Consider the following 21723-nt stretch of genomic DNA (forward strand, 5'->3'; position numbering starts at 1 on the left):
TCCCAACCGGCATTTTCAAATTTTCACCACGTCATGATTTCCCAAACATCCTCCACCCAAGGCGCGCAGGCGCCCCTGCAACTCCAGGGCCCGGCGGCCAACATCGGCGCGCGGCGTTCCACCCCGGGCGCGGACAGGCTTCTCCCCACCCGCATCTCGTCGTTGCAGCAGACGCTGACCCAGTATCCGGAAATCAGGCCCGAAGTCGTGGCCCGCGGCCGGGAGCTCTCCATCGATCCGGATTATCCGCCCGCCCATGTCGTGGAGACCGTGGCTGGTCTCATCGCCTCGTCGCCCGACCTCACCGAAACCGAAGAATCCTGAACCCCGCCATGCCCGCCACCGCCGGACTCGCCCGCATTTATCAAAAGCAGTCGATCCTGACCGCCAGCCCCGGACAACTCGTCCTCATGCTTTACGACGGCGCCCTGCGCTTCATGGCCCAGGCCCGCGAGGCCTTCAGCCTGCCGCGCGAAGACCTGCGCCGCATCGAGCACATCAATTCCGCGCTGCTGCGCAGCCAGGCCATCCTGGAGGAATTGCGCTCCAACCTCGACCTCGAACGCGGCGGCGAGTTTGCCGCCAATCTTTCCCGTCTCTACGATTATTACATCCGCCGCCTGCACGAGGCCAACCTGCGCAAGGAGGAGACCCCCGTGATCGAAATCGAAAAATTCGTCCGCGACCTGCGAGACGCGTGGGCGGAGATGCTTCGCACCGTCTCCGCGTGATTTTTCCCATGAGTGCGCCCGCAACCGCGTTCCGATTGATCCAGGCGCTGGAGGATCTCGCTTCCGAGGAGGACGCGGCCTTTGCCGCGAACGACTGGACCGGATTGCATGACATACTCGACCGCAAGCAGGTCGTGCTTGACGGGCTGATGGCGCACGTCGTCCATCACCAAAACCTGATCAGCAACGTGAAGCTCCGCGCGCGCGTGGCGGCGCTGCGGCAGCAGCACGCCTCACGCAACCGCCGGCTCGACGAGATCGCCAACCATGAGAGGCAGGAGCTGTCCAGGCTCGATCAAACGCGCCGGAACCTGATCAAGGTGCGGGATGCCTATATTAATTCTGAGTAGCGGGTTTTAAAGGCTGTCGCCGCCGGGTTTTTCCCGTGGAGGGACGGGCTCCATTTTGCCGCCGGCCCCGGTTCAATTCAAAATGTCCCCGCGCGCCGTCTTCAGGATGTCTCGACCACCGCCGCGTCCGGGCGGGGCTGGGCGGCGAGTTCCGCGACTTGGTGCAACGCATCCGGCGCGACCACGCGGTCGATGTCGAGCAGCGTTTTCACCACCTGTTTCACCTTCGCCAGACCGAGCAGGTAGCTCGTGTCGACCCGCGTGCCGAAATCCGGCGTCGGCTCGATTTCACCGGCGGAAAGATTCACCACCTCCTCGACACTGTCCACGATCAGGCCCATCTGCACGACGGGACCCTGCTGGATTTTCACCTGCACCACGACGATGCAGGTGCGGTCGGCCAGCTCCGCCTTGAGCCCGAATTTCAGGCGCAGGTCCACGACCGGGATGATGCGCCCGCGCAGGTTGATGATGCCCTTCACATACTCCGGCATCTGGGGCACCGGCGTGATTTTCTGGAGGCGGATGATCTCCCGCACCTTGAGGACGGCGATCCCGTAGGACTCGTTGTCAAGAACGACGGTCAGGTATTTGCCGGCGAGGCTGGCGGTGTTTTCGAGGACGGGCTTGCTCATGGTGCACGCATGCGGGCTGCAAGGTCTTATCGGGCGTTTTCAACCCGGCTTTAGCCGCTTCTTCCCTTAAAGTTTCGGCTGCGATGGCCGAAACATAAATGCAGGTGATATGTCATTCAACTCCCGCGCCTCCTCCATGTCCTTGCCTCCAGAAAAAAGCTCCCTTTTCGAGGACACCAGCAACCGCCTGGCCGGCGAGTCGATCCTTGCCCGCGCGGGCAGCGACGAAGGGCTGATCCCATCCTACAGCCTGTCGGCGGAACTGCTTGAGATCGTGGCCGGCATGCCGGCGGTCGAAAAGCCGCTGCGGGAACTGCAGGCCGCCCTGGGCAAACTGCTGGACGAGGCCAGGCCCTTCGACGAGGTGACGCTCGGCCACCTGCGGCGCGTGGCGGAGTGGCTGCCGTCGGTGCTGGAGGGCGGCGCGGAGGCCGCGCCCTCTCCCGCCATGCCCGCACCGCAGGAAACCCCGGCGGGAGGCACGCCGCCCGGCGCCCCTGCGGACGATCACGACGCCCAGCGCCCGGAGGCATGCGACACGCCGTTGCATATCGACTTGGAGGAAAACGGCGAATTGCTGGCCGAGTTTCATGCGGAAGCACTGGATCACCTGATGCAAATCGAGGCGTCCTTGCTCACGCTCGATTCCGCGCCCCAGGACCGCCCGGCCCTCGACAGCCTGTTTCGCTCGTTCCACACCATCAAGGGCGTGTCGGGCTTTCTCCACCTCACGCCGATGCACACGCTCACGCACGAGGTCGAGTCGCTGCTGGACTTGATCCGCATGGGCAAACGCAGGCTGACGCCGACCATCATCACGGAAATCCTGCGCAGCCGCGACGCGGTGCAGGGCATGGTGCGGCAAATCGCGATCGCGCTCGAGCAGGGCCGCGTGTCCACCGAGATCGTGAAAGTCTCGCACCTGATCGGCGCCGTGCGTCGCCTGGCCTCGGGCGCGGAGGATGCCGGGCCGGCCGACGCCGGGCAGAAACCGAAGCCCGACGAGAACGCATCCGCATCCGCCGCCGAACCCGCCGCCGCGGATGCGGGCGGCCGTTCCGGCTCCGCCTCGGGCGCGGCCTCCACCGTCCGGGTAAACACGGAGAAACTCGACGCGCTGATGGACGTCGTGGGCGAGTTGGTGATCGTGCAAAGCCAGTTGCAGGAATCGTCGCGCGCATTCGGCGAGGACGGCTCGCCGCTGGCGCGAAACCTCGGCCAGCTCCACCGCATCACCAAGGACATCCAGGAAACCGTCATGTCGTTGCGCATGGTGCCGGTGAAGCCGATGTTCCAGCGCATGGGCCGGCTGGTGCGCGACCTGTGCCGCGCCTGCGACAAGCGCGCCCGTTTCGTCACCAGCGGCGAGGAGACCGAAATCGACCGCACCGTGGTGGAGGAAATCACCGATCCGCTCGTGCACATGGTGCGCAACGCGCTCGACCACGGGCTGGAGCCGGAAGCCGGGCGGGTGGCGGCGGGCAAGGACCCGACCGGCACGCTCACGCTCGAGGCCTACCACGAGGGCAGCAGCTTGGTCATCGAGTTGCAGGACGACGGCCGGGGCATCGACCCGGAAAAGATCCTGGCCAAGGCCAAGGCGAAAGGTCTGGTGGCGGAGGGCGCGACCCTGGCCAGGGAGGAAATCATCAACCTGATCTTCCACGCGGGCTTCTCGACCGCGGAAAAAGTGACTTCGGTCTCGGGACGCGGCGTGGGCATGGATGTCGTGAAGCGCAACATCGAAAAACTGCGCGGCACGATCCAGATCGAGTCCGAGGTCGGGCGCGGCTCCACCTTCCGCGTCCGCCTGCCTCTGACCACGGCGATCATCGACGGGCTTCTGGTGCGGGTCGGCGCCGACCATTTCATCCTGCCGAGCACGATGGTGCAGATGGCGCTGCGTCCGTCGCGCTCGGCGTTGTCCACGATTCAAGGCCAGGGGGAGACGCTCGATCACAGGGGGAAATTTTTGCCGCTGCACCGCCTGCATCGCCGCTTCGGGATTCTGGAGGCGGTGGAGGACCCGTCGGCCGGGATTGTCGTCATCGTGGAAAACGCCGGGCGCTCCTTTGCGCTGCTCGTCGACGAACTGATCAACAAGCAGGAAGTCGTGGTCAAAAACCTGGGGAGTTTTCTCCAAAGCATTCCCGGAGTGGCCGGCGGCGCGATCCTGGGCGACGGCAATATCGCGTTGATCCTCGATCCATCGTCGCTCTGCGCGGCCTAGTCTTTTTCATGACCCCCTCAATAAATGAAGTATGCGAACAGGCGCTGCAACTTCCATGCGCGCCGATGCTCTTGCCTCGGTTGTTGGACGTGCTGGGCCGGACCGACCGGACGATTCAAGAGATAAAGGAGCTCATCCAGATCGACCCGGTTCTGGCCAGTTCCGTGCTGCGCCTGGCCAACTCGGCCTATTTTTCCGCTGGCAACGCGCGCATTGGCACGCTGCACGACGCGCTGCTGCGGCTCGGACAGCGGGAAGTGTTTCGCGTGGCCGCGCTGTCCATCGCCGGACGCTGGCTCACGCACGAAGTCGAAGGATATTGCTGGGAACCGGGTGATTTTTGCCGCATGTCGCTGGTCACGGCGGTTGCGGCCGAAGTGCTGGCGGAAAGAACGGGGCGCGTGCCCTCCGACGTCAGCTACGCGGCGGGGCTGGTCTGCGGAGTCGGAAAGCTCGCGATCGCCTACTCGTGCGGCGGGCATTTCGAGACGATCCGCGAATACCAGAAAATGGATGGCTGTACTTGGCTGGACGCGGAGTCGGCCGTGCTGGGCTTCAATTTCGCGACGGTGGGCGCGCGGCTGCTCACGCAGTGGAAGTTCCCGGATGCCTTTGTCGCGGTCGCCACCTACAATCCTCCCAACAACCGTCTCCCTGCGGAGCATCTGCCCCTCGCGGTGCATGTGCACGCCGCGAATTATCTCTCGGCCAGCATCGGCGTGGGGCAGGGCGAAGATGGTTTCCTGATCGCGCTGAACTCGAACCTGCTCCTCGAATGGGGTTTTACGGTCGATGTGCTGGAGGCGGCCCTGCCCGAAGTGCTCAACCGCGCCTCGCTGCTGCTGCGCCAGAAACTGGCTTCGGGCCCGATCGAGTTCTAGCGCGACCTCGTCGCGATGCACAGTCGATACCGGCATGCCGGTATCGGCCGCCTGCTGTTTTTAATGGCCGGGAAAAAGATCTGAGCAAAAAGAAACCAGGGGAATAAAGGCGAACCAGGTGGTTTTGAAGTATTTTAAATGATATTATAGCCGGGCCATTCGGCCCAAAACAACCCGGTCTTGCTGGGAATGCAACCCAATGGGTTGCATTCCCAGCGGCTGCAATTCTATTTAATAATGCTCCGGGTTTGTTTTTTCATCCTTTGCGTCTTCGCACCTTCGCTGTGAAACCAGCCCGGGAGAAATAAAGGCGGGCTGACTTCTCTTCTGGCGGACGGCTCCATCACTTAGGATACGGGCAATTTTTGCCCGGATACTGGGAGCGGATGCCCGAAAAATCCCGTATAGTGTGCAAACACTCTTGGTGCTCCCCTTCGAATCAATCCACCCTGCTTTTGCTCCGCCCTATGACCATACCCAATCATGGACCCGCCATCCTGATAATATCGGCGTTACTGACCATCAACTGTCTATCCGGCGCAGGCATTCCTCCCGTGGCGCCGCTGCCGGCCGAAAGGACGGTTGCACCCGGAAAATTTGAGCCCACTTGGGCGTCGCTGACTGAAAACTACCAGTGCCCGGAATGGTTCCGCGATGCCAAGCTGGGCATCTGGGCCCATTGGTCGGCGCAGTGCGTGCCCGGGCAGGGCGACTGGTATGCGCGCTCCATGTATGTGCAAGGCCACAAGCAATACCAATCCCATGTCGAACACTTCGGCCATCCCTCGGAATTCGGATTCATGGAGATCGATAATCTCTGGAAGGCGGACAAATGGGACCCGGAGGCGTTGATGGCCTTATACAAGGAAACCGGCGCCCGCTATTTCGTGGCGATGGCCAATCACGAGGACAATTTCGACGCGTATGATTCGAAATACCACGCATGGAATTCCGTCAACGTCGGTCCCAAAAAAGATATCGTGGGGACGTGGGCGCGCGCGGCCCGCAAAAACGGGCTGCGCTTCGGCGTGTCCAACCACTCGTCGCACGCCTGGCATTGGTTCCAGACCGCCTACGGTTATGACGCCGAGGGGCCGAAGGCCGGCGTGCGCTACGACGCCTGGCGGCTGACCAAGGCCGACGGAAAGGGCAAATGGTGGGAAGGGCTGGACCCCCGGGATTTATATTGCAAGCCGGCCATCGTCATTCCGGACGGCTTCACCTCCATGCAGGCCGCGCGCGAGTGGCATGACGCCAACAACCTGCCCTGGACCGAGGCCCCGCCGCCAGACGATCCGGAGTTCGCGAACAAATGGTTTTTCCGCCTGCAAAACCTGATGGATGCCTACAAGCCCGATTTTGTATATCTGGATAATTGGGACCTGCCGCTCGGCCAGGTGGGGCTGGATATCGTCGCGCATTATTATAATTCCAGCATGGCGCGCGACAACGGCCGCCTCGACGTGGTGCTCACGGCCAAGGGGCTCCCGGCGGAAAAACGGCGGGCCGCCGTGCCCGACTGGGAACGCAGCGTCAGCGACCGCATCCAGCCCGAGCCCTTCGAAACCGGGACCTGCATCGGCCAGTGGCATTATAAAGATGATATAGAATACAAATCGGTCCGCCAGGTCGTGCAGTTATTCGTGGACGTGGTGAGCAAAAACGGAACCATGCTGCTGAACATACCGCAGCGCGGCGACGGCTCCATCGACGAGCGGGAAGTGGCATTCCTGAAAAATTTCGCCGCCTGGACCAAAATCAACGGCGAGGGCATTTTCGACTCCCGGCCCTGGGAAACCTATGGTGAAGGCCCCACGCGCGTCGGCCGCGGGCGGGCGCGCGACGAGGCCATTCCCTACACGCAGGACGACATGCGCTTCACCGCCAAGGACGGCCGGCTTTATGTGTTCGTGCTTTCGCCGCCGGTCCGCCCGGTCACGGTGACCTCGCTCGGCCTGGGCGGGGAATTTGCGCGTCCGGTGGGACGAGTCGAACTGGTGGGCTCGGATGAGCAAATCAAATGGCGGCAGACGGACGAGGCCCTCGTTATCGAGCAGCCCGCCCGCCTGCCGTGCGAAGACGTGATTTCCTTCCGGATCACATGGAAATGACACCGAGGAGAATGCCTTATGAACCGCGCTTTTATATTGATCCTTTTTATCCTGCCCGCGGCCCTGCCGGGCGAGGAAGACATCCCGCTCGTCCCCTTCGTCATCAATCATCATGAGCGTATCGACTCACCCGCCGATGTTTCCTTCCTGCTCGATGCGCCCGCGGGCAGGGACGGCTTTGTGCGCGTCAAGGACGGCCATCTGTCCAAACCCGACGGCAGCCGCCTCCGCATTTGGGGCGTGAACCTGACGGGATGGGTGCGCGGCTCGACCATGCTTCCGCCGAAGGAAGAGGCCGCCTTGTGGGCCAGGACGCTCGCCCGCGCCGGGGTGAACTGCGTGCGGTTTCACTTCCTTGACCGCACGACGCGCAATGCGCAACAGGAGGAGGAAATCGAAATTCGAAGAAAGAAGGCCGAGACGGAGGGCCAGCGCTTCTCGTCGCCGCCCGCCGGCTTGATCGACGGCTCGCGCAACGACACCCTGGAGCTTGATGCCGGCGCCCTGGACCGTCTGGACTTTTTCGTGGCCGAGTTAAAAAAGGCGGGGATTTATACGAATTTGAATCTGAACGTGGGCCGCCATTACAAGGAGGGCGACGGGGTGCCGGACTATGAGCTGCTGGGCGTGGCCAAGGGCGTCACCTACATCGGTGAGCGGCTGATTGAACTGCAAAAGGACTATGCGCGCAAGCTGCTCACCCATTACAATCCCTATACAAAATCCGAATACCGCAACGAGCCCGCGGTCGCCACGGTGGAAATCGTGAACGAAAACTCCCTGTTCGAATTCTGGTTTCGCAACTGGCTTCGCGGCGAGCTGGCGCCGGGCGGGAAAAATCATCAGCTCGATTTTCCGCCGCGCTATGAACGACAGCTCACGGAGATGTATCAGGCCTGGCTGGCGGCCAACCGGACAGGCGAAGAGATCGCGCGACTAAGGAAGCTCGCGGCGGTCGCGCCCGGCGCGCCGGTTCCTCGTCTGCGGCGGGGGGATTTCAGCACCGCGCCCGACGAATTGTTCAGGGCCGAGGCGGATTTTTATACCCATGTCGAGACATCGTTCCTCACGGGCATGCATGCATTCCTCAAGGACGAACTCGGCGTGAAATCGCCGGTCATCGGAAACGCCGATCACACCTATTGGATACCGAGCCAGCCCATGCTGAGGGCCAATTCGCAGCTCGATTTCATCGACGGGCATGTTTACTGGCAGCATCCCGCGATATGGGGCGCGCGCAACACCCCCATGGTGGACCAGCCCACGCGCTCCACCATCGTGAAGCTCAGCCGCTCACCGTTCCTCAACCGCCCGTTCACCGTCAGCGAGGTGAACCATCCCAATCCCAACGACTATGCCGCCGAGATGATCCCAATCCTGGCCGCCTACGGCGCATTCCAGGACTGGGACGGCATCTATTTTTATACTTTCGAGCCAAAGATCGGCAACACGTGGGAGCCGTATGTGGCGGACGAGTTTGATATAACGCTGGACCCGGTGAAAATGTCACAAATGGGCGCGGGCGCGCTGCTCTTTTCCCGGTCCGACGTGAGCCCGGCCAGGCACACCGTCGCCCGCACTTACACCGCGGACCAAGTCACCGAAAGCATGCGCCTGCCCGCGGCCGAGCGCCCATATTTCACCCCCGGGTTTCCGCTCTCGCTGCCGCTGCGCCACGGCTCGCGCATCCGCAGCCTGGATGGCGGGCCGACCCAACAATTCGAGTCCGATCCCTCGCCGCCATATTTGTCGGACACCGGCGAACTGGCATGGCATGTGTCGGAGGCAAAGCGAGGCGCGGTCACAATCGACACACCCCGCACCCAGGCGGTGGTCGGGTTTGTGCGGAATAATCAATCGCGGACCCGCCATCTGATGCCGGAGATCAAAAACGATTTCTGCGCCGTCACGCTCTCCTCACTCACCGACGCACCCATCCAGCGCTCCCCCACCCTGCTGTTGATCGCTTGCGCGCGCTGGCAAAACACCGGATCGAAATGGAATGCGCGCCGGACGCTTTGGGACGAATGGGGCAAGGGTCCTACGCTCATCGAGCCGGTGACCGGCTGGCTCGTCCTTCAGGATTTGGATGGCGCGGTGGATGTGTCCGTCACGGCATTGGATGGCGCCGGGCGCTCCATCGGCAAACCGGCCAAGGCAAAGATGGTCGAGGACGGCTGGGAAGTGACGCTCGGAACGCCGTCCGCCACCCAATACATTATAAATGTGGCCCGGTGACTCCTGACGTCTCGCATATGGAAACTCCAAAAATTGATTTGAACCGCAAAGGACGCGAGGAATGGAGAATATAGTATTTTCTCTCAACATTAGCCCAAAGGTAGGGCGAGGCGTCCCCGCCGAGCCGCGGCTCAGCCGGAGGCTTCGCCCTACCGGCGCTGCCGCGCCAATGTTAAATGAAACCACTATAATATGATAATTTAAAAATCACAAAACGGACAATTTCACCTGGCATTATTTTCTTCGCACCCTTCGTGTCCTTCGCGGTTGATTTTAGAACTTCCCCCATAATATGAAACCGATCCTGCTTGCATTATGCCTGTCAGTTGTCGTGCCGCCGCTGGCGGCCGGGCCTGCGGCGCGCGAGGTGGTCGAGCCATTTGACTATCGCGGTGTCCGCCTGCTCGAAAGCCGCTGGTCGGCGCAGTTCCGGGAGGCGCGCGACTATTACTTAAGCGTGCCGGATGACGACATCCTGCACGGCTACCGAAAAGCCGCGGGGTTGCCCGCCCCGGGTGCGCCGCTCGGCGGCTGGTGCCGCCACAACAGCGACACCGTATTCGGCCAATGGCTCAGCGGCATGGCCCGCATTTATCGGGCGACCGGCGACGAGGCGATGCGCGACAAGGCGTCCCGCCTGCTCGCGGAATGGGCCAAAACCATCGGTCCCGACGGCGACTGCCGCATGGGGCTCTATGCCTACGACAAGGTCGTCTGCGGCTTGGTGGACCTCCATTCATACGCGGACGAGCCTTCCGCGCTGCCGTTGCTCAAGCGCACGCTGGAATGGTCGATGCGCACCTTCAGCAAGGAACGCACGCCCGAAACCCCCGAATCCACCAGCGGCAAACCGGGGGAATGGTACACTTTTGCCGAAAACCTTTACCGTGCCTATGAACTCATCGGTGACGAGAGGGTAAAGGAATTTGCCGACAGCTATCTGCATCCCGGTTACTGGAACAAATTCGCCCGGAGCCCGGAGCCGGAAAACGCCCACCACGTCCACGCCTACAGCCATGTGAACACCTTCAGCAGCGTGGCGATGGTGTATAAAATGACCGGCGACACGACCTACCTCGACATCATGCGGAATTTCCACGATTACATGCAGGCGACGCAGTGCTACGCCACCGGCGGCTTCGGCCCGATGGAGCGCATCGTGCCGCCCGACGGCACGCTCGGGCGCAGCCTGGAGGCGCGCAACGCCTCCTTCGAGACCGTCTGCGGCTCCTGGGCGGTGTTCAAGCTGGGCCGCTACCTTACGTCCTTCACCGGCGAGTCCCGCTACGGAGACTGGATCGAAAAACTTTTCTACAACGGCATCGGCGCCTCCCTGCCAATCACGGCCGGCGGCAAGACGTTCTATTATTCCGACTACCGTGTGGCCGGAGGGCTGAAAGTATATAAAGTGTCGCGTTATCCCTGCTGCGCCGGCACCTACATCCAGTGCGTGGCCGATTATCATAACCTCATCTATTATCGCGCGCCCTTCAGCCTCTATATCAATCTCTACGTTCCCTCGGAAGTGCGGTGGCAGGGGCCGTCCGGCGAGGTAACGCTGACCCAGGCCACAAACTATCCCGAGGAGGAAACTTCCGCGCTGAGCCTCACGATGCAGCAGCCGTCGCGCTTCAGCCTGAAATTCCGCGTGCCCGGCTGGGCCGAAAACATCTCCGCCACGGTCAACGGCGCCGAGGTGGTCAGCGCCCCGAAAAGCGGCGCGTGGGCGGAAATCGACCGCGTGTGGCAATCCGGCGACAAGATCGAGATTCGCATCCCGATGAAACCGCGCATGGAGCCGGTTGACTCCCGGCACCCGCGGCGGGTCGCGATTGTGCGGGGTCCGGTGACCCTGGCGATGGACGACTGGGTGTTTGAGGAAATCCCCCAACTGCCCGCGCTCGCCGACTTGGAACGGTGGCTGGTGCCGGACCGGGACCAGCCCGGAGTGTTCGGCATCGCGCCGCGCGACGGCAGGCAGCTTCAGGCAAAGTTCCGCCCGTTCTACATGTTCGGCGAAGTCACGCCCTATCGCATTTACCACGACCTGGACGCACCGCCCATCCCGGTCTGGTGAGTCGTCCATCCACGGCAGTGGCTCAGAATGATGCCGTTGCCCGGAATTCTTTCTCTTTCCTCTTTATCTTTATTCCTTCTCTTTCTCCCGATGGATAGTGGATGCTGACGGGGCGGAGGAGAAAGAGGAAAGAGAAAGAATAAAGAGGAAAGAATTATATAATATGACTCCACTTTGAATACGCCCTTTTCTCCGCGCACTCATTCCGAAACCGTAAACTTCTAAAAAAACAAATCCCATGTCCATCGTCCGCCTCGGCATGGCTGCGGCGATTCTGGCCGCCGCCTGCCCCGCCCTTTCGCAATCCGTCGAAAACACCGATCCCCTGCGCGCCGGGTTTGTCCATCCGCCGGCCTCGGCGCGGCCAAAAGCATTTTGGCAGTGGATGAACGGCCACGTAACGCGCGACGGCATCACGCGCGACCTCGAGGCGATGCGGCGCGTGGGACTGGGCGGCGTGCATATCTTCGATGGCGGCGCCTACCTGCCGTCCGGCCCCTCCGGCTATCTCAACGCGCGCTGGCGCGAGTTGATGACCCACGCGCTCAACGAGGGCGCGCGTCTCGGCCTCGACATCGGCATGCACAACGCCCCGGGGTGGTCGAGCAGCGGCGGCCCGTGGATCACGCCGCCGCGCTCGATGCAGCAGCTCGTCTGGACGGAAACCACCGTGCGCGGCCCGGGCATGATCGAAAAAACGCTGCCCCGCCCGCACGCCAACGAGGGCTGGTATCGCGACGCATTCGTGCTCGCCTTCCCGTCCCTGCCCGGCGAGGAGACGCCGTGTGAGGATTGTATCCATAAAATAACGACAAGCAGCGGCGGCGAGGTGAACAAGACCCATTTGAGCGACGGCCTGCCCTCCACCGGCCTGGACCTGGCGAAAGGCGAAACCCTCGTCGTCGAGTTGGGCGCGGACACCGAAATCCACGCGGTGACCGTCCACGGCCTCGACGGCAGGGCATTCCCGCCGCTGGCGCTCGAAGCGTCGACGGACGGCGCGCACTACGCGCCCTTGTGCCGGGTGACCGCCCCCGCCCGGCACGGCATCGCGGCGCCGGGGACCGCCGTCTTCCCGGCGAGAAAGGCGCGATACGTTCGCCTGGCGCCGGCAGCCGCCTGCGGGCTGTCCGAGTTCGTGCTGCACCGCGCGCCGCGCATCGAGGATTGGACGTTCAAGGCCAATTTCGCCTACCGCGTGAGCCGGCAGGTGGAAATGCCGGCGGGAGACGAATCCGTCCCGTCCATCGCGCCCCAGGCGGTGCGCGACATCACGGTGCACATGGACGCCAGCGGACAGCTTCGCTGGGACGCGCCGCCGGGGGCGTGGACGATTCTCCGCATCGGGCACACCGGCACGGGACAGGCAAATATTTCCGCGTCGGAAGCCGGGCATGGCCTGGAAACGGACAAGTTCAGCCGCGAGGCGACGGAATTTCATTTCAACCAAGTCGTCGGCCGGGTGCTCGCCGACGCGGAGGCGTCCGGCGGCGGCGGACGGCTCCACGGCGTGCTCATCGACAGCTATGAGGCCGGCATGCAGAACTGGACCGCCTCGTTTCCGGAGGAGTTCCGGCGGCGCGCGGGTTACGACATCCGCCCGCGCATGCCCGCGATGCTGGGACGCGTCGTGGGCGGCGCCATGGAATCCGAGCGTTTTTTGTATGACGTGCGCCGCGTGCAGACGGAGCTCATGGCGGAAAGCTACTACGGACGGATGGCGGAATTGTGCCGCGCGCGGGGTCTGGTTTTTGCCGCGGAAGGCTACGGCCAGGGCGTGTTCGACGAGCTGGATGTCGCCGGGCTGCCGGATGTGCCGATGGGCGAATTCTGGGTGCGCACGCCGTGGTCGCCCAACCGGACCGCAAAAATGGTGGCCTCCGCGGCCCACGTTTACGGCAAACCCGTCGTGGCCGCGGAAGCCTTCACCGGCGAAGAGGCGACCTCCCGCTGGCTGGAGTATCCGTATGCGCTGAAGGCGCTGGGCGACGACATGTTCGCCCTCGGCATCAATCAACTCGTCTTCCATCGCTACGTGCACCAGCCGCATCCGGATGCCGCGCCGGGCATGACCATGGGGCCGTTCGGTTTCTTCTTTGAGCGCACCAACACGTGGTTCGAGCAAAGCTCCGGCTGGCTGGCCTATCTGTCGCGCTGCCAGCACATGCTCCGCCAAGGCGTCCCAGCCGCCGATGTGCTGTATTTCACCGGCGAGCGCCCGCCCGGCAGCACGCAGTTTTTTATCCCGGCGCCGCCGCCCGGATACGATTACGACCTCGCCTCGGCAAAGGTGCTGCTCGATCGCGTGACCGTGAAAGACGGCCTGCTGACATTGCCGGAAGGCAACACCTACCGGATGCTGGTGTTGCCGCCCGGACTGAAAGCGATGACGCCGGAACTCGCCCGCAAATTGCGCGAATTTGCCCGGCAGGGCGCCGTCATCATCGGGCCGAGGCCGGAATGCTCCCCGTCGCTCCGCGGGCAGCCGGAAAGCGATCGCGAGGTGCGCCGCATCGCCGCCGAACTCTGGGACGCGGCCCCGGGCGGGCGACCGCTCGTCCGGCCAGCCGTCGCGATCGCGGACGCCGTCCGCGAGGCTGGCTTGAATCCGGATTTTGAATACACCAGCGCGGACGTCGGCGCGGAATTGTCCTGGCTGCACCGCAGGCTGCCCGACGGCGACCTGTATTTTGTCGCCAACCGCCAGCGCCTCACGGTGGAGGCAAGCTGCGTCTTTCGCGTGGCCGGCCGCCGCCCGGAACTCTGGAACCCGCAAACCGGCGAGACCGGTGACGCCGCGATCTATGCTTTTGAAGACACCCGCACGCGCATGCCGCTGCGCCTCGGGCCGGCGGAATCCGTGTTTGTCGTGTTCCGCAAACCGGCCGGCGGGGAAAACGCGGCATGGGTGCGCCGCGATGGACGCGAGATCCTGCACGCGGTGAAAACCGCCCGCCCGCCCGCGCCCGTCATCACGAATGAGTTCACCATGGCCGTCTGGGCCAAACCCGACATCGACCTGCGGCTCATGCCCGAAGAATCGACCTCGGGCCGGCTCGACGAGACGGGCAAGTTCTACGCGATCCCGGCGGCGGAAGGCGACACGCTCCACGGCGCCGGCCACGCCATCGCGGGACTGGCCATCGGGCGCAATGGCGCCTACGTGATCGAACGGGCGCGCGACCGCTCGCCCGCGGTGCTCGTCGAGCGGCGGCCGGTCTCCGGCTGGACGCATTTCGCCATGACCTATCGCGACGGGAAACCGCGCCTCTACATCGACGGCAAACTCGCGCGCGAGGGCCTGGCCTCCGGGAGCATCGTGCATCCCGGCGTCGGCTCGCCGCCACCGTCGCCCGGGGCCATCCTGCAATTCGACGGGCTCGCCGCCGTGATGGGCGCGTCGGGCCAGCCGCTGCCGCCCTCGCAAGGACGCTCGTTTCTCTTTGAGGGCAATATGACGGCGCCGGAATTGTTCGGCGAATGCCTGCCGGACGACGCCATCGCCGCACTGGCCGCGCGCGGCCTGCCTTCGCCGGAACCTCCGCCCGCGGTCGAGCTGTCGGCGCTGGATGACGGCTCGGTCACGGGCCTGTTCTGGTCGTCCGGCCATTACGAACTCCCGACCGGAAGCGCGCTCGCCGTCGCGGTGCCACCGCCCCTCGACATCGGGGGCGAGTGGCGGGTGGCGTTCCCTCCCGGACGGGGCGCGCCGGCGTCCGTCGTGATGGAATCGCCCGGCTCGTGGCACCGGCATGCCGATGCTGGCGTCCGGCATTTCTCCGGCACCGCCGTTTACACCAAGACCATCCGGGTGCCCGCCGCCTTCCTCGGCGGCGGGAAACGCGTGGTCCTCGACCTCGGGCGCGTGGAGGTGGTGGCCGAAGTGCGCGTGAACGGACACGCTTTCGCCCCGCTTTGGCAAGAGCCATTCCGCGTGGACGTGACCGACGCCATCCGGCCCGGGGACAACGCGCTGGAAATCCATGTGACAAACCTATGGGCGAACCGGCTGATCGGCGACGAATCGCTGCCCGCCGAGAATGAATATGAAAACGCGCACTGGCGGCACGGCATCAAGCGCCTGCCTTCCTGGTATGCCGAAGGCGCGCCCAAACCGGCGGGCGGGCGCACCACCTTCGCCACATGGCAATTTTATGACAAAGACGAGCCTCTGCTGGAATCCGGTCTGCTCGGCCCGGTGCGGCTGCTGAACCCGGTGCGGCGGACGTTCCCCGCCCGGTAAAAACAAAAGCCAAGCGCAGACGCGTGAGCGACTGGGAGCGCCGGCTTCCAGCCGGCAGGTAGCACGGGCGACTCGGCTGCGGGCTTGGCGACGCTTCGCGTCGTCTGCCGGCTGGAAGCCGGCGCTCCCAGTCGCTGGCGCGGGGGCGGACGGGCCACGGTTGCGATGGGCCGTGGCCGGGTGGAATGCTGGTCGCCCGTGCCACACGATCCTCCACTCGCGCAATCCGGGTTGAAATACCCAAAAATCGGACTGGCCGATAAACGGCGGGCGTGCCTGTTTTTCGGCACGCGCCGACGCTGGGAAACAACCGCGGCTCCATTGGCAGGGGCCGCAATTTCATCCCATGCAATTTCGCTTTTCCCTCCTCGCCGCGTTCGCGGCGGTCGCGTTCTGCGCGCTACCCGCGCGCGCCCTTGACCGGCCCGAAATCACGTTTCCCGTTTTTCAATTTCCGGCCGACCGGATTCCGCGCGTCGATGGCGACGGGGCCGACTGGGACATCGTGCCGGAGAGTTATGTGGTCGGCAGCAAAGAACTCGTGGACGGCTCGACAAAACCGCGCCAGCACGATCCCAAGAACCTCGATGTGCGCGTGCGCGTCGGCTGGGTGAAGGGGCTCAACCGGCTTTATTTTCTCTACGAAGCTTATGATGATTACTGGGATTTTTCCCAGCCCGGCCTGCACAACGACACCTTTGAATTGATCGTCGATGGCGATGCGTCGGGCGGCGTGCTGGTGGATTCGTCGCAGAAATCGGTCTGGAGGCCGGAGATCGTCGGCGAGCGCCGCATGACGCCGGACGGACGCATCAGCCCGGCCCAGGAAAAATGGGCGATTCACGGTGTGCATGCGCAGAACTACCACATCTTCACGCCCGCGGTGGACAAGGACTGGGCGCTCGCGTGGGGCTCGGCCACGTGGACGAAGGAACTGCCGTGGGCCAATGCCGCGACGAAGTTTGATTTCAAGCCCGGCGAGCCCGGGAAACTGACGCTCGAGTTCTGGATCACGCCCTTCGACTACGCGGGCCCCGAGGGCCCGGAACGCGCGGTGGAGTCGCTGCTCTACGAAAACAAAATCATCGGCCTGGGCTGGATCATCATCGACTACGACAACGCGGAGTCCGGCGGGCGAAACAACGGATTCTGGATGCTCGGACGGCAGCGCTCCATGTTTGGCGACGCGTCCGGCCTGCCCGCCTTCCGCCTCATGCCGCAGGAACCGTTTTTGCGGGAGAAGCGAATCGACGCGCAATGGTCGTTCAAGCTGGTGGACATCGACCGGCGGGTGGTGGCCTTCAAGGACGAATCCGTCGGCGAGGTCACCGCGTGGCATTGGGACTTCGGCGACGGCCAGACCTCCACGGAACAGCATCCGCTCCATGCCTACGAAAAACCCGGAAACTACGTGGTGATTCTCGACATCGAGGGGCCCGCCGGAAAGTCGCGCCACTCGAAAGTGTGGGACGTGCAGATGCGCTGAGGCCCGGGTTTGTGTCAGCGCCCTCTTTCTTCTTTCCTCTTTATCTTTCTCTTTCGTCAGGAACGAGTGGGGAGAAAGAGGAAAGAGAAAGAAGAAAGATTACGGCGGTGACATCATTTTGGGTTACACCCGCTGAGGCGCGACCCGCTGCATTTCGGGTTGCACGCCTGCGGATGCGTGCGCAAAACGGGCCTTTCATGGCACGATTTTCCGACTACGAAAACATCACTCCCGCATCGCAGGAGGCGCGATGAGCGGCACGCGCACTCATTACGACACGGTCATCATTGGCGCGGGCATGTCGGGGCTCGCGGCGGGCATCCGGCTCGCGCATTTCGGGCGGCGCGTGTGCATCTTCGAGCGGCACAACGCCGTCGGCGGGCTCAACAGCTTCTACAGCCAGGGCGGGCGGAAATTCGACGTCGGCCTGCACGCGGTGACCAATTACACGCGGCCCGGCGTGAAGGGCACGCCGTTGACGAAACTGCTGCGCCAGCTCCGCATCGACCGCGACGAATTTGCGTTGTGCGAACAGAAGCAGTCGCGCGTCGCGTTCGGGCCGCGGGGCGGGGTGTCGCTGCGTTTCACGAATGACTTTGCCGTGCTCGAAAGCGAGGTCGCGCAAACGTTTCCCGCGCAGATCGACGGATTCCGGCGGCTGGTCGCGGCGATCCGCTCGCATGACGACGTGTCGCTCGACGCGCGCCCGGTGCCGGCGCGGGAGGTGGTGCGCGCACACATCGGCGACCCGTTGCTGGAGGACATGCTGTTCTGCCCGGTCATGTACTACGGCAGCGCGCAGGAGCACGACATGGAGTTCGGCCAGTTCGTCATCATGTTCAAGGCGCTCTTCTTCGAGGGCTTCGCGCGTCCGCTGGACGGCGTGCGCGTGATCCTGCGCGTGCTGCTCGACAAATACCGGCAGGCCGGCGGCGAGCGGCGCATGAAGTGCGGCGTGAAAAAAATCATCGCGCGCGCGGGCCGGGCTGCGGCGCTCGTGCTCGACGACGGCACGGAAGTCACGGCCGACCACGTCATCAGCAGCATCGGCGCGCCGGAGACTGAGAGCCTGATTGTTGAATGCGGAATGCGGAATGCGGTTCCGAGCGCAGCGAGAAGCCTGACATGCGGAATGGAAGAAAAACAAGAACCCGCTGCAGCCGGAGGGCTTGAAATTCCGCAATCCGCAATCCGCATTCCGCATTCCTCGATTCCGCAGCCGGTCCAGCCGCCCGGGCGTTTGAGCTATGTCGAGACCATCAGCGTGCTCGACCGCGAGCCCGCCGCGCTGGGGTGGGGTGACGACACGATTGTGTTTTTCAACGACTCCCCGCGCTTCACCTACGCGCGGCCCGGCGGGCAGGTGGATTTGCGCAGCGGCGTGATTTGTTTTCCCAACAATTTCGCCTATCCCGACGGGCAGCGCCTGCCGGAAGGCTGGTTCCGCTGCACCTGTCTCGCGAATTACGACCGCTGGGCCGGCCTGCCGGAGGACGCCTATCGCGCGGACAAGGCGCGCTGGTTCGCCGCCATCACGCGCAACGCGCAACGCTTCCTGCCGCCGCTGCCGCCGGGCACGCTGGAGGCAGCGACGGCGGCGACCGACATGTTCACGCCGCGCACGATCACGCGCTACACGGACCGTGCCGCCGGCGCGATCTACGGTTCGCCGGTGAAAAACCGCCAGGGCCGCACGCGCCTGGAGAACCTCTATCTTTGCGGCACCGACCAGGGCTTTCTGGGCATCATCGGCGCGATGCTCAGCGGCATCTCGATGGCGAACTACCACATCCTGCAAAAGGGCTGAGCGCGGCGGCGGTCCTCGCGGCGCACGATTCTCACCGTTGACGGCGGGTGGATGGGATGTCTCGATACTGCGCCATGCCCCGCATCATAGACGCGCTCATCGGGCGCCTCGGCCCTGAAAACGTCCTCACGGAAAAAGAGGACATCCTGCCCTACGGCTTTGACGGCACCGCCGCCCTGAAACAACTCCCGCTCGCCGTCGTGTTCCCGCACGCCGCGGCGGAGGTGGCGACCGTCGTCCGGCTCGCGCGCGAAGAGCGTGTCCCCATCGTGACGCGCGGCAGCGGCACCGGACTTTCGGGCGGCAGCGTGCCGGCGCCCGGCGCGCTCGTGCTGTGCCTGGCGCATATGGACAAGGTGCTGGAGCTCGACACAAAAAATCTCACCCTGCTCGCCGAGGCCGGCGCGGTCACGCAGGACATCTACAACCGCGCCGACGCGGCCGGTTTGTTTTTCCCGCCCGACCCCGGCTCGATGAAAATTTCCACGATCGGGGGCAACGTCGCGGAAAACTCCGGCGGACTGCGCGGCCTGAAATACGGCGTCACGCGCGACTATGTGATGGGGCTGGAGGTCGTGCTCGCCGACGGTTCGACCTGCTGGCTGGGCAGCAAATGCGTAAAAGATGTCGCCGGCTACAATCTCCGCGATCTCTTCATCGGCAGCGAGGGCACGCTGGGCGTGATCACGAAGGTGCTGCTCAAGCTCCTGCCCAAGCCGGCCGCGCGCCAGACGCTGCTGGCCACGTTTGCCGCGATGGATGCCGCCGCCGGGACCGTCTCGGCCATCATCGCGGCCAAAATCATCCCGTGCACGCTGGAGTTTCTCGACCGCAAAACCATCCGGTGCGTGGAGGATTTCGCGCACGCCGGCCTGCCGCGCGACGCCGACGCGATCCTGCTGATCGAGACCGACGGGCACCCCGCGGCGGTCGCCGACGAGGCGGCGAAGATCGAGGAGCTTTGCGCCGCGCACGGCGCGACTTCGGTGAAACGCGCCACGTCCGCCGAGGAGGCCGTGCGCCTCGCAACGGCGCGCCGCAGCGCGTTCAGCGCGCTCGCCCGGCTCCGTCCGACCACGATCCTGGAGGACGTGACCGTGCCGCGCAGCGAACTCGCCGGCATGGTGCGCGCCGTGCAGGCGGTCGCGGAAAAACACCGCCTCGACATCGCGACCTTCGGGCACTTCGGCGACGGCAACCTGCACCCGACCATCCTCACCGACGAGCGCGACGCGGACGAAATGGCGCGCGTCGAGCTCGCGTTTGCCGACATCGTGGAGGCGGCGCTCGCGCGCGGCGGCACCATCACCGGCGAGCATGGCGTCGGGCTCGCGAAGAAACCGTATCTGAAACGCCAGCTCGGCGACGACAGCCACGCGCTGCTGCGCGCGGTCAAGCGGACCCTCGATCCCGAGGGGCTGCTCAATCCCGGCAAAATCCTCGACTGAAAATGAGCGCCGAACCCAACCTCCTGCGGGCGCTGGACTACTCGGTGCTGCAACAATGCATGCACTGCGGCATGTGCCTGCCGACCTGCCCGACCTACGCCGAGACCAAACTCGAACGGCATTCGCCGCGCGGGCGCATCGCGCTCATGCGCGCGATTGCCGACGGGGAGCTGGAGCTGTCGAAGTCGTTTGCCGAGGAAATGTATTACTGCCTCGGCTGCCTCGCGTGCACTTCGGCCTGTCCCGCCGGCGTGCACTACGCCGAACTTTTCGAGACCGCGCGCGCCGAGATCGAGCGCCGGCGCCTGCTGGACAGCCCGAAGCGAAACTTCATCCGCTGGTCGGTCGTGCGCGTGCTTTTCACCCGGCCCCGGCTGCTGCGTCTCGCCGGGCGTTTTCTCTGGCTCTGGCAGGCCAGCGGAGGCCAGTGGCTTTTTAGAAAACTCCGCCTCAACCGCCTGCTCCCGCGCAATCTCCGCCGCCTCGAACCGCAGGCGCCGCGAGCCTGCGCGAAGTTCAGCCACCAGCTCATCGCGCCGGTCGAGGGGCCGAAGGCGGAGCGCGCCCGGCGCCGCGTCGCGCTGCTGACCGGCTGCGTGCAGGATCTGGTTTTTTCGGACATCAACCGCGCGACGGTGGATGTGCTGCTCGCCAACGACTGCGAAGTCCACACCCCGCCGGTGCAGCCTTGCTGCGGCTCGCTGCACGCGCACAACGGCGACCTGCGCTCCGCCCGCGAACTCGCCCGCCGCCAGCTCGACCTGTTCGATCCGTTTGCGTTCGACGCGATCATCTCCAATGCCGGCGGCTGCGGCTCGCACCTGCGCGCCTACGGGCACCTGCTCCACGACGACGCGGATTACGCCGCGCGCGCCGCCGAGTGGTCGCGCAAAGTCCGCGACATCCACGAATTTCTGGTCGAGATCAACTTCCGCAAACCCGCCCCGCCCGCCGGTGCGGACGGGAACGCGGACATTCTTGTCCGCGATGTCGCGGGCAGGAATGCCCGCGCTCCTGAAAGAGGCGCGAGCATCGCGCCCTTGTCTGCTGCCGCTGCGCTGGCGCAATCCAAAATCGAAAATCTAAAATCCAAAATCACCCTGACCTATCACGAGAGCTGTCATCTTTGCCACGGCCAGAAGATCAGCGCGGCGCCGCGCGAGGTGCTGCGCGCGCTGCCCGGCGCGCGGCTCGTCGAATGCACCGAGTCGTCGTGGTGCTGCGGCTCGGCGGGCATCTACAACATCACGCAGCCGGAGACCTCCGCCTGGCTGCTCCAGCGCAAGATCGGCCACCTGCGGGAGACCCATGCCGCGGTGGTGGCCACGGCCAATCCCGGCTGCCACATCCAGATCGAAAACGGCCTGCGGGCGGACCGCGCCTCCGAAATCGCCGTGACCCATCCCGTGGTGCTGCTGGCGAAAGCCTACCGCGAGGAGGGAAAGACTTGATCCGCGGCGCCGGGCTTTCCCGCCTTCTTCCGCCA

General features: G+C 64.4%; 14 protein-coding genes. 13 read left to right on the forward strand and 1 reads right to left on the reverse strand.

All coding sequences use genetic code 11. From position 1 onward, the window contains the following. Positions 1 to 33: 33 nt before the first annotated feature. From OH491_RS11180 to OH491_RS11190, 3 genes are read left to right on the forward strand one after another with little or no spacing between them, the layout of a single operon-like run. The gene (locus tag OH491_RS11180; protein ID WP_068771335.1) at positions 34 to 324 is read left to right on the forward strand and encodes a hypothetical protein; all 291 of its coding nucleotides are present in this window, start codon (positions 34 to 36) and stop codon (positions 322 to 324) included. A gap of 8 nt (positions 325 to 332) precedes the next feature. Beyond that, positions 333 to 731, forward strand: coding sequence for a flagellar export chaperone FliS (gene fliS / locus OH491_RS11185; protein ID WP_068771334.1), 399 nt, complete (start codon positions 333 to 335; stop codon positions 729 to 731). A gap of 8 nt (positions 732 to 739) precedes the next feature. Next, positions 740 to 1081 carry a hypothetical protein gene (locus tag OH491_RS11190; RefSeq protein ID WP_068771333.1) on the forward strand — a complete coding sequence of 114 codons (342 nt, stop codon included), beginning with the start codon at positions 740 to 742 and terminating at the stop codon, positions 1079 to 1081. A gap of 101 nt (positions 1082 to 1182) precedes the next feature. Here the strand turns inward: OH491_RS11190 and OH491_RS11195 are convergent, their stop codons facing one another. After that, complete coding sequence (locus OH491_RS11195; RefSeq protein WP_068771332.1) at positions 1183 to 1716, reverse strand: chemotaxis protein CheW; 534 nt, start codon at positions 1714 to 1716, stop codon at positions 1183 to 1185. A gap of 136 nt (positions 1717 to 1852) precedes the next feature. Here OH491_RS11195 and OH491_RS11200 point away from each other — a divergent pair, with 136 nt between their 5' ends. The 10 genes from OH491_RS11200 to OH491_RS11245 all read left to right on the forward strand — a co-directional run bounded on the left by OH491_RS11200 (position 1853) and on the right by OH491_RS11245 (position 21688). Beyond that, on the forward strand, positions 1853 to 3946 hold the full coding sequence (locus OH491_RS11200) for a chemotaxis protein CheA (protein ID WP_068771643.1): 2094 nt from the start codon (positions 1853 to 1855) through the stop codon (positions 3944 to 3946). An 8-nt stretch (positions 3947 to 3954) separates the two neighbouring features. Beyond that, the gene (locus tag OH491_RS11205) at positions 3955 to 4827 is read left to right on the forward strand and encodes an HDOD domain-containing protein (protein WP_068771331.1); all 873 of its coding nucleotides are present in this window, start codon (positions 3955 to 3957) and stop codon (positions 4825 to 4827) included. 554 nt (positions 4828 to 5381) lie between these two features. Further along, on the forward strand, positions 5382 to 6938 hold the full coding sequence (locus tag OH491_RS11210) for an alpha-L-fucosidase (RefSeq protein ID WP_068771330.1): 1557 nt from the start codon (positions 5382 to 5384) through the stop codon (positions 6936 to 6938). 18 nt (positions 6939 to 6956) lie between these two features. Next, positions 6957 to 9176, forward strand: a complete 2220-nt coding sequence (locus OH491_RS11215) for a hypothetical protein (protein ID WP_068771329.1) — start codon at positions 6957 to 6959, stop codon at positions 9174 to 9176. A gap of 292 nt (positions 9177 to 9468) precedes the next feature. Further along, entirely contained in the window at positions 9469 to 11253 is a 1785-nt protein-coding gene (locus tag OH491_RS11220; protein WP_068771328.1) for a beta-L-arabinofuranosidase domain-containing protein, read from the forward strand. Positions 11254 to 11491: 238 nt separating this feature from the next. Next, positions 11492 to 15496 carry a glycosyl hydrolase gene (locus tag OH491_RS11225; RefSeq protein ID WP_068771327.1) on the forward strand — a complete coding sequence of 1335 codons (4005 nt, stop codon included), beginning with the start codon at positions 11492 to 11494 and terminating at the stop codon, positions 15494 to 15496. A gap of 346 nt (positions 15497 to 15842) precedes the next feature. Then, complete coding sequence (locus OH491_RS11230) at positions 15843 to 16982, forward strand: PKD domain-containing protein (protein WP_068771326.1); 1140 nt, start codon at positions 15843 to 15845, stop codon at positions 16980 to 16982. A gap of 250 nt (positions 16983 to 17232) precedes the next feature. Next, the gene (locus OH491_RS11235; protein WP_068771325.1) at positions 17233 to 18789 is read left to right on the forward strand and encodes a phytoene desaturase family protein; all 1557 of its coding nucleotides are present in this window, start codon (positions 17233 to 17235) and stop codon (positions 18787 to 18789) included. Between the two features lie 74 nt (positions 18790 to 18863). Continuing rightward, complete coding sequence (locus OH491_RS11240) at positions 18864 to 20237, forward strand: FAD-binding oxidoreductase (RefSeq protein ID WP_068771324.1); 1374 nt, start codon at positions 18864 to 18866, stop codon at positions 20235 to 20237. A gap of 2 nt (positions 20238 to 20239) precedes the next feature. Beyond that, complete coding sequence (locus OH491_RS11245; RefSeq protein WP_068771323.1) at positions 20240 to 21688, forward strand: (Fe-S)-binding protein; 1449 nt, start codon at positions 20240 to 20242, stop codon at positions 21686 to 21688. The last annotated feature ends 35 nt before the right edge of the window (positions 21689 to 21723 follow it).

The organism is Termitidicoccus mucosus (genome assembly GCF_038725785.1).
GTDB classification, from domain to species: Bacteria; Verrucomicrobiota; Verrucomicrobiia; order Opitutales; family Opitutaceae; genus Termitidicoccus; species Termitidicoccus mucosus.

What these genes read in the sequence shown, in the direction of transcription:
- OH491_RS11180 (WP_068771335.1), top strand. Translation starts at nt 34, where the DNA reads ATGATTTCCCAAACATCCTCCACCCAAGGCGCGCAGGCGCCCCTGCAA.
- OH491_RS11245 (WP_068771323.1), top strand. Translation starts at nt 20,240, where the DNA reads ATGAGCGCCGAACCCAACCTCCTGCGGGCGCTGGACTACTCGGTGCTG.
- OH491_RS11215 (WP_068771329.1), top strand. Translation starts at nt 6,957, where the DNA reads ATGAACCGCGCTTTTATATTGATCCTTTTTATCCTGCCCGCGGCCCTG.
- OH491_RS11195 (WP_068771332.1), bottom strand. Translation starts at nt 1,716, where the DNA reads ATGAGCAAGCCCGTCCTCGAAAACACCGCCAGCCTCGCCGGCAAATAC.
- OH491_RS11225 (WP_068771327.1), top strand. Translation starts at nt 11,492, where the DNA reads ATGTCCATCGTCCGCCTCGGCATGGCTGCGGCGATTCTGGCCGCCGCC.
- OH491_RS11235 (WP_068771325.1), top strand. Translation starts at nt 17,233, where the DNA reads ATGAGCGGCACGCGCACTCATTACGACACGGTCATCATTGGCGCGGGC.
- OH491_RS11240 (WP_068771324.1), top strand. Translation starts at nt 18,864, where the DNA reads ATGCCCCGCATCATAGACGCGCTCATCGGGCGCCTCGGCCCTGAAAAC.
- OH491_RS11220 (WP_068771328.1), top strand. Translation starts at nt 9,469, where the DNA reads ATGAAACCGATCCTGCTTGCATTATGCCTGTCAGTTGTCGTGCCGCCG.
- OH491_RS11230 (WP_068771326.1), top strand. Translation starts at nt 15,843, where the DNA reads ATGCAATTTCGCTTTTCCCTCCTCGCCGCGTTCGCGGCGGTCGCGTTC.
- OH491_RS11205 (WP_068771331.1), top strand. Translation starts at nt 3,955, where the DNA reads ATGACCCCCTCAATAAATGAAGTATGCGAACAGGCGCTGCAACTTCCA.
- OH491_RS11200 (WP_068771643.1), top strand. Translation starts at nt 1,853, where the DNA reads ATGTCCTTGCCTCCAGAAAAAAGCTCCCTTTTCGAGGACACCAGCAAC.
- OH491_RS11190 (WP_068771333.1), top strand. Translation starts at nt 740, where the DNA reads ATGAGTGCGCCCGCAACCGCGTTCCGATTGATCCAGGCGCTGGAGGAT.
- fliS (WP_068771334.1), top strand. Translation starts at nt 333, where the DNA reads ATGCCCGCCACCGCCGGACTCGCCCGCATTTATCAAAAGCAGTCGATC.